The 13448-nt window shown below is 38.1% G+C and carries 12 protein-coding genes; 6 read left to right on the top strand and 6 right to left on the bottom strand.

Translation table 11 applies throughout. The annotated features are described in order from the left end of the window. Positions 1 to 2 precede the first annotated feature (2 nt). Positions 3 to 1325 (bottom strand): TolC family protein, encoded by a 1323-nt coding sequence (locus RAH34_RS10805; protein WP_306596142.1) that lies wholly within the window; start codon positions 1323 to 1325, stop codon positions 3 to 5. Positions 1326 to 1457: 132 nt separating this feature from the next. On the opposite strand from RAH34_RS10805, the gene RAH34_RS10800 reads away from it, so the two are divergent. The 6 genes from RAH34_RS10800 (at position 1458) to RAH34_RS10775 (ending at position 6778) form a co-directional block, all read left to right on the top strand. Beyond that, positions 1458 to 2270 carry an AraC family transcriptional regulator gene (locus tag RAH34_RS10800; RefSeq protein WP_306596141.1) on the top strand — a complete coding sequence of 271 codons (813 nt, stop codon included), beginning with the start codon at positions 1458 to 1460 and terminating at the stop codon, positions 2268 to 2270. A gap of 102 nt (positions 2271 to 2372) precedes the next feature. Next, positions 2373 to 2804: an Rrf2 family transcriptional regulator gene (locus RAH34_RS10795; RefSeq protein WP_306596140.1), complete on the top strand. Its 432-nt coding sequence runs from the start codon at positions 2373 to 2375 to the stop codon at positions 2802 to 2804. 55 nt (positions 2805 to 2859) lie between these two features. Then, positions 2860 to 3309 (top strand): hypothetical protein, encoded by a 450-nt coding sequence (locus tag RAH34_RS10790; RefSeq protein ID WP_306596139.1) that lies wholly within the window; start codon positions 2860 to 2862, stop codon positions 3307 to 3309. Between the two features lie 14 nt (positions 3310 to 3323). Further along, entirely contained in the window at positions 3324 to 3752 is a 429-nt protein-coding gene (locus RAH34_RS10785; RefSeq protein ID WP_306596138.1) for a c-type cytochrome, read from the top strand. 43 nt (positions 3753 to 3795) lie between these two features. Next, the gene (gene ric, locus RAH34_RS10780; protein ID WP_306596137.1) at positions 3796 to 4521 is read left to right on the top strand and encodes an iron-sulfur cluster repair di-iron protein; all 726 of its coding nucleotides are present in this window, start codon (positions 3796 to 3798) and stop codon (positions 4519 to 4521) included. A 13-nt stretch (positions 4522 to 4534) separates the two neighbouring features. After that, a complete protein-coding gene (locus RAH34_RS10775; RefSeq protein ID WP_306596136.1) occupies positions 4535 to 6778 on the top strand; it encodes a nitric-oxide reductase large subunit in 2244 nt (747 codons plus the stop codon). 325 nt (positions 6779 to 7103) lie between these two features. Here RAH34_RS10775 and RAH34_RS10770 read toward each other — a convergent pair whose 3' ends face one another. The 5 genes from RAH34_RS10770 to RAH34_RS10750 all read right to left on the bottom strand — a co-directional run bounded on the left by RAH34_RS10770 (position 7104) and on the right by RAH34_RS10750 (position 13440). Further along, a complete protein-coding gene (locus RAH34_RS10770; RefSeq protein ID WP_306596135.1) occupies positions 7104 to 10589 on the bottom strand; it encodes a DUF2723 domain-containing protein in 3486 nt (1161 codons plus the stop codon). 276 nt (positions 10590 to 10865) lie between these two features. Then, a complete protein-coding gene (locus RAH34_RS10765; protein ID WP_306596134.1) occupies positions 10866 to 11654 on the bottom strand; it encodes an SDR family oxidoreductase in 789 nt (262 codons plus the stop codon). 95 nt (positions 11655 to 11749) lie between these two features. After that, on the bottom strand, positions 11750 to 12139 hold the full coding sequence (locus RAH34_RS10760) for a RidA family protein (RefSeq protein WP_306596133.1): 390 nt from the start codon (positions 12137 to 12139) through the stop codon (positions 11750 to 11752). A gap of 96 nt (positions 12140 to 12235) precedes the next feature. Next, the gene (locus tag RAH34_RS10755) at positions 12236 to 12799 is read right to left on the bottom strand and encodes a Crp/Fnr family transcriptional regulator (protein ID WP_306596132.1); all 564 of its coding nucleotides are present in this window, start codon (positions 12797 to 12799) and stop codon (positions 12236 to 12238) included. A 38-nt stretch (positions 12800 to 12837) separates the two neighbouring features. Beyond that, complete coding sequence (locus tag RAH34_RS10750) at positions 12838 to 13440, bottom strand: TlpA disulfide reductase family protein (protein ID WP_306596131.1); 603 nt, start codon at positions 13438 to 13440, stop codon at positions 12838 to 12840. Between the last annotated feature and the right edge of the window lie 8 nt (positions 13441 to 13448).

Raw genomic sequence — 13448 nt, 5'->3', positions numbered from 1 at the left:
TATTATAAAACGCCTGTAATGTTTTGTAGTAAATAATAATTGTTCTGGGCCATAATTTTGGCAGCTTCCAGTTCAAATTTTGTCTGAAGCAACTGTATATCTGCATCCAAAAGTTCAGTGATAAGAGAAGTCTGGCTGAAGTAAGTATTTTTGATAATACGTGCATTTTCCTTTGCCTGAGCGACATTAGCTTCTGCCACTTTTATCTGTTCCAAAGCTTCCTGGTAACGCAGATAAGCTTCTTTCACCTGTTGTCTCACTTTATCTTCCGTATCTTTGTGTACTTCTTCTTCTTTCTCAAACTCCAGCTGGGCAGCCTTTACTTTATGGGTGTTATGGTAAAGGGAAGAGATGGAAAATGAAGCTTTAATTCCAACGATTCCCAGTGAGTACCAATAAGGATTATAGGGATAAAGGAAAATCTGCGGATTGGCATAATAAAATTCACCATACATCCCTATTTTAGGTCTTACATTGGCTTTTACCTGTTTCAGTTTGATTATACTAAGCGCTGTCTGCTGTTCAGAAACATGGTAATCAAAAGAATGATCCAGTGCCAGCTTGAGATACTCATTATAAGTTGTATTTTCATTCCACTGATTAAGCGGTGCTTCAGGGATGACAATCTGCTCATCCGGAATCCCAAGAATAATATTCAGTTTCTGCATGGCGATGAGGATATCATTTTCTATGGTCACCAGAGCCATTTTTCTTTTGGAAAGTTCCAGTTCGATCCTTAAAACATCACTTTTTAAAACCACTCCATTTTTATAAAGAGTCTGTATTTCTTTAAGCTGTGTCTTCTGATCAGTGATGTCCTGTTTGATAAGATCTCTGAAGATTAATGTTTTCTGTAATTCAAGATAAAGCGCTGCAGTTTTGTAATGAATATCAGAAACGGACTGTTCTTTCTGAATATCCTTAATTTTCTGAAGAGTCTGATTTTCCTTAATCTTAAGATTCAGCTTATTTCCGTTATAAATGTTCAGGTAAAAATCTGCTCCGGCTCTGTAAAGCGTATGAATCACTTCATGCTGTGTTGGTTTGGAAAAAATTCCGTTTTCATAGATGGGAATGTTGGACGCTTTTTCTGCAGAGCCTTTGACTTCAATTTCCGGGAGACGCTCTCTTTTGGCATCTTTTACTTCGGCTTCGGCAATGTCTACATTAATGGTATTGATTCTGATATGACGGCTGTTTTCTTCCGCTTTTTGCCATGCGTCTTTTAGGGAGAGTCGTATGGTATCCTTTGTTGGACTGCCGGTCTGAGCTGATATAGTGGAGGAAATTCCAAGCATCAGCAATCCGGCGACATAAATTTTCATTTGAATTTTTGAATTATTGCACTGCAAATTTATTGGCAATCCAGAAATTTTATTTACCTAAAATAGTCAACTTTTACATGATTCCGGCCAAATGATTATATTTGTATTTTCATTGGGATTTTAAACTTTTTTATGGGATTAATTGCTGCACTTCCGGACATTGATAAAGACGATAAAAGTGTATTTGTTATGCACGAAAAATCAGAAAAACTGATTCCTTTTCACAAACATACGAAAGGACAACTGAGCTATGTGGAAGGTGGTATCGCCTATATTACGATTGACAACAGGACCTATGTGGTTCCGGCAAGACATTTCTTCTGGATTCCGCAGGGAATGGAACATATTTTAGAGATCGGACATACAGCAACGGTTCTCCGTTCTCTTTATTTCTATGCTCATGATGATGTCTCAGATCCTTTCTACAGCAGACTGGGCATTTATCCTGCGTCAGAACTTCTGATACAGATGATCAAATATTCTGAAATCTGGGATGAAAAGCATGTAACGGCAAAAGATGAAAATTTTGAATTTTTAGTGGCTTTAAAAAAGATCCTCCCAAAAACTCACAAACAGCCCTTGCCCATTATTCTCCCGGCCACCCACAACAAACAGATGATGAAAATTGTATCTTATCTGGAGTGGAATATCGGGGAAAAATTGACCCTGTCCAATGTCAGCAGCAGATTTGGTTTGAGTGAACGTTCTCTGTCGCGGCTTTTCAAAGCAGATATGGATATTTCTTTCCTCCAGTATTTAAAAACATTAAGAATCATCAAAGCGATTGAATTGCTTTTAAATACAGACAAAGCCATCAATGAAATTGCCGATGATGTGGGCTACAGCTCTATCAGCGCCTTCAGTGATACTTTTCATGAGTTTACCCAATCACGACCATCAGATCTTAGAAAGAGTAATAAAGCGACTCAAAATATGATCAGTTAAACCCATGATGGATGATCTTCATCAGATTCAGAAAAAAATAAAAGACCAATTTATCTTTTATTAAAAATATCTTTCTATATTTGTCCCATAAAATTCAGTAAAATGTTTTCAAAAACGTGCGAATATGCTTTAAGAGCTTTGATCTATATTGCCCAGCAGTCTAAAAATGACAGCAGGGTCGGGATTAAGGACATTTCAAAAAGCATCCATTCACCGGAGCATTTTATTGCTAAAATTTTGCAGGATCTGAGCAGAAAAGGATTTGTACAATCCGCCAAAGGTCCGAACGGAGGTTTCTATATGGATCAGAAAAATCTGAATACATCCATTGCCGATATTGTCAGAGAAATTGACGGAGACAAACTTTTTACCGGCTGCGGACTTGGACTTGACCAGTGTTCGGAAACGCATCCGTGCCCACTTCATGATCAGTTCAAAAGTATCCGACAGGATCTTCGAATCATGCTTGAAACCTCAAAAATTCAAATGTTTGTTGATAATCTGGAATTACAGCTTACTCATTTGAGGGCTTAAAAAAATTTAAATAAATAAAAGATAAAAAGATCTTTTAATATTAAATAAATTAAAAATGAAATTAGAACTCAAAAATCCTTTAGTGCTGATGCTGCTGTGCCTGATGACCGGAATGTTTCTGACTATAAGCTTCCTGGAGACACCTTTGAAGTTTCAGGTTCAGGGAATCACCCTTCAGACTGCATTAGGATTAGGAAAACTCATGTTTGGACTCTCTTCAAAAATACAATGGGAATTCCTTATTGCCATACTGATTCTGATGCTCATCAGCTGGAAAAATTACACTAAAACTGACTTTATCATTCTGGCTGTTTTATTTTTTATACTTGCTATAGAACAATTCTGGCTGCTGCCGGTACTTGATTCACGTGTAGACTTACTTTCATCAGGAAAAGCATTACCTCCTACTCCATTACACGACTATTTTATTTATGCTGAAACCGCGAAAGCATTAATGCTCATCACAGCAATCATTTTACAATTCAAAAGAAATACGGTTCAATAATAACACTATTCATTATGAAAACACCCGTTCAAAATACCATTATTGCATCAGCTTTAGCCACATTATTATTTTCCTGTTCCAAACCGGAAACAACTCCCATTCCTCAAGCTGTGCCATATTCTGAACAACAGGTCGTCCAACCACAGTCAGTAGAAAAAGTCCCTGAAGTTTCAGCTTCCAATGATGGGTCAAAGCACGAAGGATTGAAGTTAATTGAAGGAACAGATTGCCTTACCTGTCACAAAATAGATTCAAAATTAATAGGTCCTTCTTATCAGGAGGTTGCTGCAAAATATACGGATGCTGATCTTGATATGCTGGCACAAAAAATCATTGACGGTGGTAAAGGCAATTGGGGCGAAATCCCAATGACTCCTCATACGGGATTGAGTAAAGAAAATGCCCGACAGATGGTAAAATATATTTTATCTCTTAAAAAGTAATTAAAAAATTTTAAAATAATAAAAGACAAAAAAGTATTATATTATGAATACAAGAACAGACTTTATAGGAAATATGGTGGCTGAAGATTTCAGAACGGCCGCAATTTTTAAAAGACACGGTATTGATTTCTGCTGTAAAGGTGGAAGAACCATTGAAGAGGCATGCAGTAATAAGAAACTTGCTCCTGAAAAAATTTATGAAGAACTGGAAGCGCTTCCAAAAAATGAAGGTGCTTCAATCGATTTCAACAGCTGGCCTCTGGACCTTCTGACAGATTATATTGAGAAAACCCATCACCGCTATGTAGAAGAAAAAACTTCTGTTTTGCAGGCATTTCTTGATAAATTGTGCAAAGTACATGGAGGAAGACATCCGGAACTGTTTGAAATCAATTCTTTATTTAATGAATCAGCACACGATCTGGCTGCCCATATGAAAAAAGAAGAACTCATTCTGTTCCCGTTTGTAAAAAATATGGTAAAGGCTAAAATATCCGGAGGTTCTCTTCCAAAGCCTCATTTTGGAACCGTAGAAAATCCGGTTCATATGATGGAACATGATCACACCATAGAAGGAGACCGCTTCAGAAGGATTGCGGAAATTACCAACGAATATCTTCCGCCTGCAGATGCCTGCAATACTTATAAAGTAGCTTTTGCCATGCTTCAGGATTTCGAAAATGACCTGCATCAACACATCCACCTTGAGAACAATATCCTTTTCCCCAAAGCGATCCGACTGGAGAAAGAATTTGCCGTTGAATCTTAAAAATTAATACAGAATGACACCTAAAAAACTTTGGATATGGCTTGCTGTAGTAATGATTGCTTCGTTTGCGGTTCTTATCTTCTACGGAACTGAAATTTACAGGAAAATCCCACCCATTCCGGACAAAGTAGTCAGCACAGACGGAACGGTGATTGCAACCGCACAGGATATTAAAGACGGACAGAACGTCTGGCAGTCTATTGGTGGACAAACGGTAGGAAGTATCTGGGGACATGGTGCCTATATTGCTCCGGACTGGACGGCCGATTACCTTCACCGGGAATCTGTTCTTTTACTTGATGAACTGGCAAAAAAGGATGGTAAAGTTTACAAAGAACTTCCGGATGTAGAACAGGCCAAATATCAGGTATTGCTGAAAAAAGAACTTCGTACCAATACTTTTAATGAAAGTAAAAATGAAATTGTTTTTTCCCCGGAGCGAGCTGAAGTGCAGAAACAGCTTTCACAGTATTATTCAAAATTATTCATGAATGATGCTTCCATGGCAAAACTTCGTGACCAGTACGCCATTCCTGAGAATACCATCAAAGACACCGGAAGAATGGCTAAAATGAATGCTTTCTTTGCATGGAGCACATGGGTTTGCATCACAGAAAGACCGGGTGATGATGTGACCTATACCAATAACTGGCCGCATGATGAATCAGTTGGAAACATTCCTCCTCCTTCACTGCATTTATGGTCAGGGTTCAGCATATTACTTTTATTAGGTTCGGTAGGCCTTTTGGTATTTTATCATGCCAGAAACAAAGAGGAAGAAATCAGTGAAGCACTACCGCTCGAAGATCCTCTTCGCAATATGAAACCTACCCCTTCTATGAAAGCCACGTTGAAATACATTTGGGTCGTTGCACTGCTGATCCTTGTTCAAATGCTTGCCGGTGTAGTTACAGCCCATTACGGTGTGGAAGGAAGCGGATTTTATGGGATTCCCCTGGACCAGTTTTTACCACAGTCGGTTTCCAGAAGCTGGCATGTACAGCTAGCAATATTCTGGATTGCCACCTCATGGCTGGCCACAGGACTTTATATAGCTCCTGCAGTTTCAGGACATGAACCGAAATACCAGAAACTGGGAGTGAATGTATTATTCGGAGCTTTATTGATTGTTGTGCTGGGATCATTAACCGGACAATGGCTTGGTGTGATGCAAAAGCTTGGACTGGTGGATAATTTCCTTTGGGGACATCAGGGATATGAATATGTAGAACTGGGAAGGGTATGGCAGATCTTACTGCTTATAGGGCTCATTCTCTGGTTGGTTTTAATGGTCCGAGCATTGCTTCCCGCTTTAAGACGCAAAGATGGAGACCGTCATTTGCTGACCTTATTTACCCTTTCATCTGTAGCCATTGCGTTATTTTATGGAGCAGGATTAATGTATGGAAGACAAACTCATATGGCGATTGCCGAATACTGGAGATGGTGGGTTGTTCATCTTTGGGTAGAAGGATTTTTTGAAGTTTTTGCAACGGTAGTGGCTGCATTTTTATTTACAAGACTGGGATTATTAAGGCTGAAATCTGCCACCAGTGCTGTTTTATTTTCTACTATTATCTTTCTTGGCGGAGGAATTCTGGGGACATTCCACCATTTGTACTTCAGTGCTACTCCTACCGCTGTGTTGGCTTTAGGAGCTACTTTCAGTGCGCTTGAAATTGTTCCGCTTGTTCTGATAGGCTATGAAGCCTACCAAAATTATCAACTGAGTAAATCAACCCCATGGATTCAGGCTTACAAATGGCCTATCTATTGTTTCATTGCCATGTGTTTCTGGAATTTCCTTGGTGCTGGAATCTTTGGATTTGCCATCAACCCTCCTATCGCATTGTACTATATCCAGGGATTGAATACCACTTCAGTACATGGTCATGCCGCTTTGTTCGGAGTTTATGGAATTCTGGGAATCGGATTAATGATGTTTGTGTTGAGAGGACTTTATCCAGACCGACAATGGAATGATAAATTAATTGGCTGGGCTTTCTGGATGATTAATATTGGATTACTGGTGATGGTTACCATCAGTCTTCTTCCCATAGGTATCATGCAGTCTGTTGCCTCTATCAAAGAAGGTTACTGGTATGCACGTTCTGCAGAGTTCATGCAGACGGACATTATGCATTTTCTGAGATGGATGCGTGTGCCGGGAGATATTTTGCTGGCTGCCGGGGAACTGCTTTTAGTAGTTTTCATTATCGGACTGAAATTTGGATGGTCGTTGAAAGAAAAACGATAGTATGAATGGTTCAAATCTCATAGAATTTTTAATCTTTTAAATTTGATGATTTTTACATTACTTCAATTTAATTTTTAACGCAAAGGAATAATATCATTATGCTTATTTAAGGAAGCGAAGAAGAGCGACTTTGTCGCGGATGAAGCCTTATGGTAATACATTCGCTTAAAAATGATCAATGAAATTGATCAAACCTCTTTGCTCCTTTAAAATCATAAGAATTATAAATAAAACTTTGCGTTTATAAAATGAGATTTTATTCATTCATTCTGATTTATATTAAAAAAGCCTTTAAATTAAATATTTAAAGGCTTTTATTTAAGTTTTACTGTGTCACTTTCATCATCGCATTGGTGATTTCAATTTCTTTTTTTCTTGAATATGTGGAATCAAAAGGTTCCATAACATTGAATAAATACTGATAAAAAGGAGCAATCTGCCGTACATTTTCAGCTTCCTTCCCTGCTTTTTCTTTGCCCATCTGTTGAAGTCCTTTGATAAAAACACTGAATTTCTTATCAATAGGCTCCATCGATTTTAAAAGATATGCATGGGCTTTTTCTTTCTGCCCCAAAGTCTTGTAGGCATCTGTAACGGCTGCCACAACAAGTGCATATTCCATCGGTTTAGACCTCATCTGTCTTTTCGCCATTGGTTTAAATGAAGGGGAAAGATTGTGGTAATAATCATATTCTTCAAATATTCCTTTTTTGAGCATTTCTGCCAGCTGAAGACCTTTTTGCTCTTGTCCTGCAACAATATATCCGGTAACCATCGCACTTAATGAACGCGGATCATTATATTTCTCCGCCGGAATTTCTTTTGCAGCAAGATCCAGTAATTCTAAAGCTTTGGCTTTCTGTCCATTGACAACCAATGCGGACACTGCCCTGCTGACAGACATTCTGTAGCCTAAGATATTTGACGTAGCCGTTTCATCGTAATAAATACTCTGATCTTTAAAATTTCCCCATCTGAAGTTTTTCACCACCTGATAAAGAGAGTTCGCATCTACCCTTCCCTTATCTCCATCCGGTTTCTGAGGAGTGTGAACAGGAACCAGTCTGTAACTGAAACCGTCAAACTGAAGATATTCATCCAGATAAAAAATATTTTCACTGTCATACATCCCGCCTGAAGAGAAACTGATCGGACGTTTCCAATCGAAATTAGCCAGCATATCCAGCATCATCAGATTACTTTTATAAAGTGTGTTGGCTTCATAATTAATCGTGATCTGATCTACAGCTTGTGGAAGATCTGCCTGAGTAATGATCCCGACTTTCACCGCATTTGCTTTATTTACCGGAAGAATAAATTTACTCACCGGAAGGATATTGTATTTTTCGTATTGTTTTTCTCCAAAGTACATTTTCAGCAGTTCATCTTTATCAGAAGATTTCAATTTCAGAAATTTCATAGCATCTTTCAAGGTCAGTGAATCCTGGGTCAGATATTTTCTGAATTCCTGGAAAGCAGTGTCCGGAGCACCCTGTTCTTTCAGCATCTGGAAAAGCCCTTCCCAATCTTCTTTTTTCATCAGATATACCTGATCATTTACCCCATCTCTATATTCTTCATGCGTTAATTCACCCGGAATGCCCTTCGCATTGTAAGTTCTTCTTTTCACCTGATCAATATTCCATGGAGTGGCTAAAAGGGTAAAGTTCACCGTCTTCACATCATCCCTGAATCTTTCTGTTTCCTGAATGGCCCATACCGGAAAGGTATCATTATCACCATAAATGAAAATAATATCATCTTTCGGCAACGACCTTAACAATGAATAGGCATAATCACGGGCTGCTGTCTTCTTGCTTCTGTCATGCGAAGTGTAATTCTGAAACCCCATCATCAAAGGAATTCCTAATAAAATAGTTCCCAGAACAATGTTGGCGGCATTGGATTTAACCTTAGACTGAATCAGCCAAAGTATAGCTCCTGCTCCCAGACCAATCCAGATGGCAAAGGCATAAAATGAACCTACCATGGCATAATCTCTTTCCCTTACTTCAAATGGCTTTACTCCGGTGTAGAAAACAATTCCCATACTTGTCAGAACAAACAGCGAAAGCGTCGCATAAAATCTTCCAAAATCTCTGTTGAGCTGGAAAAAGAAGCCGATTAATCCTAAAATTAGCGGCAAAAAGAAAAACGTTACGGTACTTTCATTTTTAAATTTGGCAGGCATATGATCCTGATCTCCCCATAAAGCATTATCAATAAAAGAAAATCCTGATATCCAGTTTCCATTGGTATTTTCCATGTGTCCCTGAAGATCATTCTGCCTTCCTACGAAGTTCCACATCAGATATCTTACAAAGTAATATCCATTCTGAAATGATATAAAATAATCCATATTCTGAGCGAAGGATGGACGTTGCACCTTGATAAGATCATAAGGCTTCACTTTCAGATAATCTTCTGCCGTGATGGAGTCTCCTTCATATTTTGCTCTCAGTTCTTCAAAAATCCTTTTCGCTTCCGGATTGTCTGCAACGTCTTCATTGTCATAATTAAAAGTAAAATCAGGCGCTCCATATAAAGAAATATAATTGGCGGTTACCTCTTTATCTTCATTGAACATCCTCGGCATGAAACTGATGTGAGATTTATTGAAAACGTAGTTGAATCTCTCCCCCGTTTTTCTGTAAGTTCCGGTTTTTTCATCTTTTTCGTAAATATCTCCGGTGATGTCTCTTTTGTAGCTTCCGTCTTCATCTTTTTCCAGCCCGTTTTTATCAAGAAAGGCGGTATAATTCTGTCCGTAAATAGTAGGCCAGTCACCATATTGCACTCTGTTGTAATAATCTCTCATCCCGATGGCGGTATCAGGATCGTTAAGGTTCATCGGAGGATTGGCGTTGGCTCTTATCGGAATCACCAGCCAGCATGAAAACCCGATGATCATATAGACCAGAGATAAAACAGCAGTCTGATAGAGTTTTCTTTTTGTTTTTCCCGCATATTTAATCAGAAGATAACTTATGATGGTCATGAGAACAAATGCTACAATGGTCCCTGAATGGAAAGGAAGTCCCAGCCCGTTCACGAAGAAAATTTCAAGCTTTCCAAACATGGTCATGATCAAAGGGAAAATCATCTTGAATACGAAGGCAAGAATTCCCAGTGTAACCAAATTGGCCACTATAAAACTCTTCCACGAAAAAGTATAATTTCTGGCATAATACACCAGACATATGGCTGGAATAGCCAGCATACACATCATATGTACTCCTACGGAAAGCCCTATGATAAAGAAAATAAGAATGATCCATCTCTCGTTGTCGACTGCTTTATATTCATTTTCCCATTTGGTGATGAGCCAGACCAGCAAAGCAATAAACATGGAAGCCATCGCGTACACTTCTCCTTCTACTGCTGAAAACCAGAATGTATCTGAAAACGTAAAACATAAAGCTCCAATCACTCCGGCAAACAGAATTGAGATTTCCTGATGTTTTGTAATTTCTTCAACATCTTTATGCAAAAGCCTTCTTAAAAAATGGGTAATTGTCCAGAACAGAAACAGGATCGTAAATGCACTGAATAACGCCGACATCGCATTGATAACAATAGAATAATGTTCTGCATTCCCTAATGCAAAAATACTTGCTACAGCTCCCATAATCTGGAATAAAGCAGCTCCCGGAGCATGGGTTACCTCCAGTTTCACGGCTGAAGAAATATATTCTCCGCAGTCCCAGAAACTCAGGGAATGTTCTATCGTTGAAAGATAAGTAATAAGCGCAATAGCGAAAAGGAACCATCCCAGTACGGTGTTCCATTTTTTAAAAGACCAGTTTTTCATATCATATTTTCCAATATGTATATGACAACTGGGGAAAAGGATTTATTACATTTACCTTGTTTTATTCTCAAACCACAAAAGTCACAAAAGTCTTGGCGTAGTCTAATTAAGTTTAAAAACATTGCTACAAAAAGTTCATATAAGAATAAGTAAATCAAAGATTTCAAATAACTTACGTGTACTTTAACACTCAAAATAGAAAGCTTAGAAACAAATTCAAAAACTTTTGTGACTTTTGCGGTTTAAAAGAATTTATATTTCTTAAATGGTAAATTTTTAATACGTATTATTCAATCCTCCATCCAAAGGAATACTTGTTCCGGTAAGATAATTTGAATATTCTGAAGCCAGAAAAGCCACCAGATGACCATATTCCTCAGGCTGTCCGAATCTTTTCATCGGAATTTTATTTTCCCTCGCCGTTTTTATTTCTTCTTCTTTTGAACCACTTTGCTGAGCTTCATGAGCCACCAGTTTTTGGATTCTTTCAGTATCGAAATATCCGGTTAAGACATTATTTACCGTGATATTATGCTGTGCAATCTCATTAGAAAGGGTTTTTGCCCAAGCGATTACTGCAGAACGGATAGAATTCGACAAGGCCAGATTTCCAATCGGTTCTTTTACTGAGAGAGAAGAAACATTAATGATACGCCCTTTTTTCTGTTGAATCATATGCGGTAAAGCCAATAATGTTGTTTCGCAAACAGTTTTAAAGAGAAGGTCAAATGATTTCTGATAATCAGCTGCATTTTTATCCAGTGCTAAACCAGGTTCAGGGCCATTGGTATTATTCACCAGAATATCTATCGAATGATCATTAAAAAATCCTGCTATAATTTTCTTATAACTTTCAAAATCTGAAAAATCTGCAACCAGGTATCCATGTTTCTGATCAGGATTGATGACTGGCAGTGCAGCAACAAAATCTTTAAGTTTTGTTTCATTGCGGGCCATAACGGTAACATTAGCGCCACATTTTGCCAGTTCAATGGCAATTCCGGCACCGATTCCCTGTGTAGCTCCCCCTACTAAAGCATTTTTTGAAAAAAGTTGAATATTCATAAGATCTTTGGATATACAATTGGTATAGGATAAATGTAAGAAAAAACCTCCAAATTATATTTTGAAGGTTTAATTTTTTAAGGGTTATTTCTCATTTATTTTACGACTGTAGCTTCAAGTTCTACTTTTAAAGTTTCAAACAAACCTTTTACTTCAAGCATTGTTACGGCCTGCTGAATCTCATGTCTGGCAATCCATTCCTGAAGAATAGGAAAATGAGGCCATAGCTCTTCGGTAGAAGTTGTGTAGATATTTAATCTTACAATACCGCTGCATTCATATCCTGCTGTAGTAATCACTTCTTCCAGGTTGGCAATAGCCTGTTCCAGCTGAGATTTCATATCCTTATTACTGGATGTTCCATCGGGGTCAATAGCTGCCTGTCCCGAGCAATATAAAGTACTTTGCACATTTTTTACCTCTACGGCCTGTGAATAGCTTCTTTCATTCTGCCATTTCCAAGGATTAACCGTTCTTTTTTTCATTGTTTTGAATTTAGAATTACCATACAAAATTGCAGAACTGAGGCTTCAAATCCGTGTGATCCGGATCACAATTATTCTGTGAGTGTCATCACAATTCTATATAGGCAGGCGGCTCAATGTTTCTCTGGATACACCTAAATAAGCAGCCAGAAGAGATTTTGGAACCCGTTGAACCAGCGAAGGATATTTTTTCAAAAGCTGGTCATACCTTTCCTTTATTCCGGTTGTCATCATGGAAACGGTACGCTGCTGCGCTGTAATAAAACCCATATAGGCTTTTTCAAGAAAGAAATGTTCCAGTTTCGGAAGCTGTGCACAGAGTTTTTTATAATCATCCAGCTTAATGCATAAGACTTCTGTATCTTCAATGCATTCCAAAGACATGGTTGCTGCAGTTTGCTGATAATAAGCGGGAAAATCTGTTTCCCACCAGTCTTCCATGGCAAATCCTACAATATGTTCTTTTCCTGTTTCGTCTGTATAAACGAGCTTCAAAAGACCTTTCAATACAAAATAGTTGTAAGGTACAGCTTCTCCTTCCTGTATTAAAAACTGATGCTTCTTATATTTTTTATAGGTAAAACAGGATGATATGAACTCAAATTCATCATCGTTAAGAGGAACTATTTTTTCGATGTGTGTTCTTAGCTGTTGCATCATATTCTGTTTCTTATGATTTAAAAATACGATTTAAATAGCTAAGGATTTTGTTTTAAAAGCTGATCAATCTGTTTATAAAATGAATCTTTACTATAATCTGCCAATCCTTTATGATGCAGACGGATCTCTCCTTTTTTATCTAATACAACAGTCGTTGGCAATGAACCACTATACAATACATCGGGGATATTTCCAGCCGGTGTAAGAAAAGGAATGGTAAAGCCTTTTTCTTTTAAATAAGATTTTCCAAGAGCAGGAGTATCATCAAGATTTACAGTAAGAAATACCACATCCGGATTGTTTTTGTACCGATCATACAGTTTCTGAACAGACGGAAACTCGGCACGGCAAGGAGGACACCAGGAGGCCCAAAAATTAATGAATACCACTTTATTCTGTAATGCAGAAGCATCTATAATCTTTCCATCTTCATTTTTCAGCATCAATCCGGCATAGGAAACCTTAGCTGCATTATTCCGGGTTTCTTTGGGTTCTGATATACTGGAATTGAGAATTCCTGTGGAAGCCACCTGCCTCATCAGCCATGCCTTTGCATCTTTATTCACCAAAATGATAATAAACAATACTGTAAGTACTGCTGTAGAGCCATTTTTTCTTAACCAGATCTTCAGATTTTCCATATTCTCCC

Source organism: Chryseobacterium sp. WLY505 (assembly GCF_030846215.1).
Taxonomy (GTDB): domain Bacteria; phylum Bacteroidota; class Bacteroidia; order Flavobacteriales; family Weeksellaceae; genus Chryseobacterium.
The sequence above is the reverse complement of the archived record's forward strand: the minus strand, read 5'-3'. Positions and strand labels throughout refer to the sequence as shown.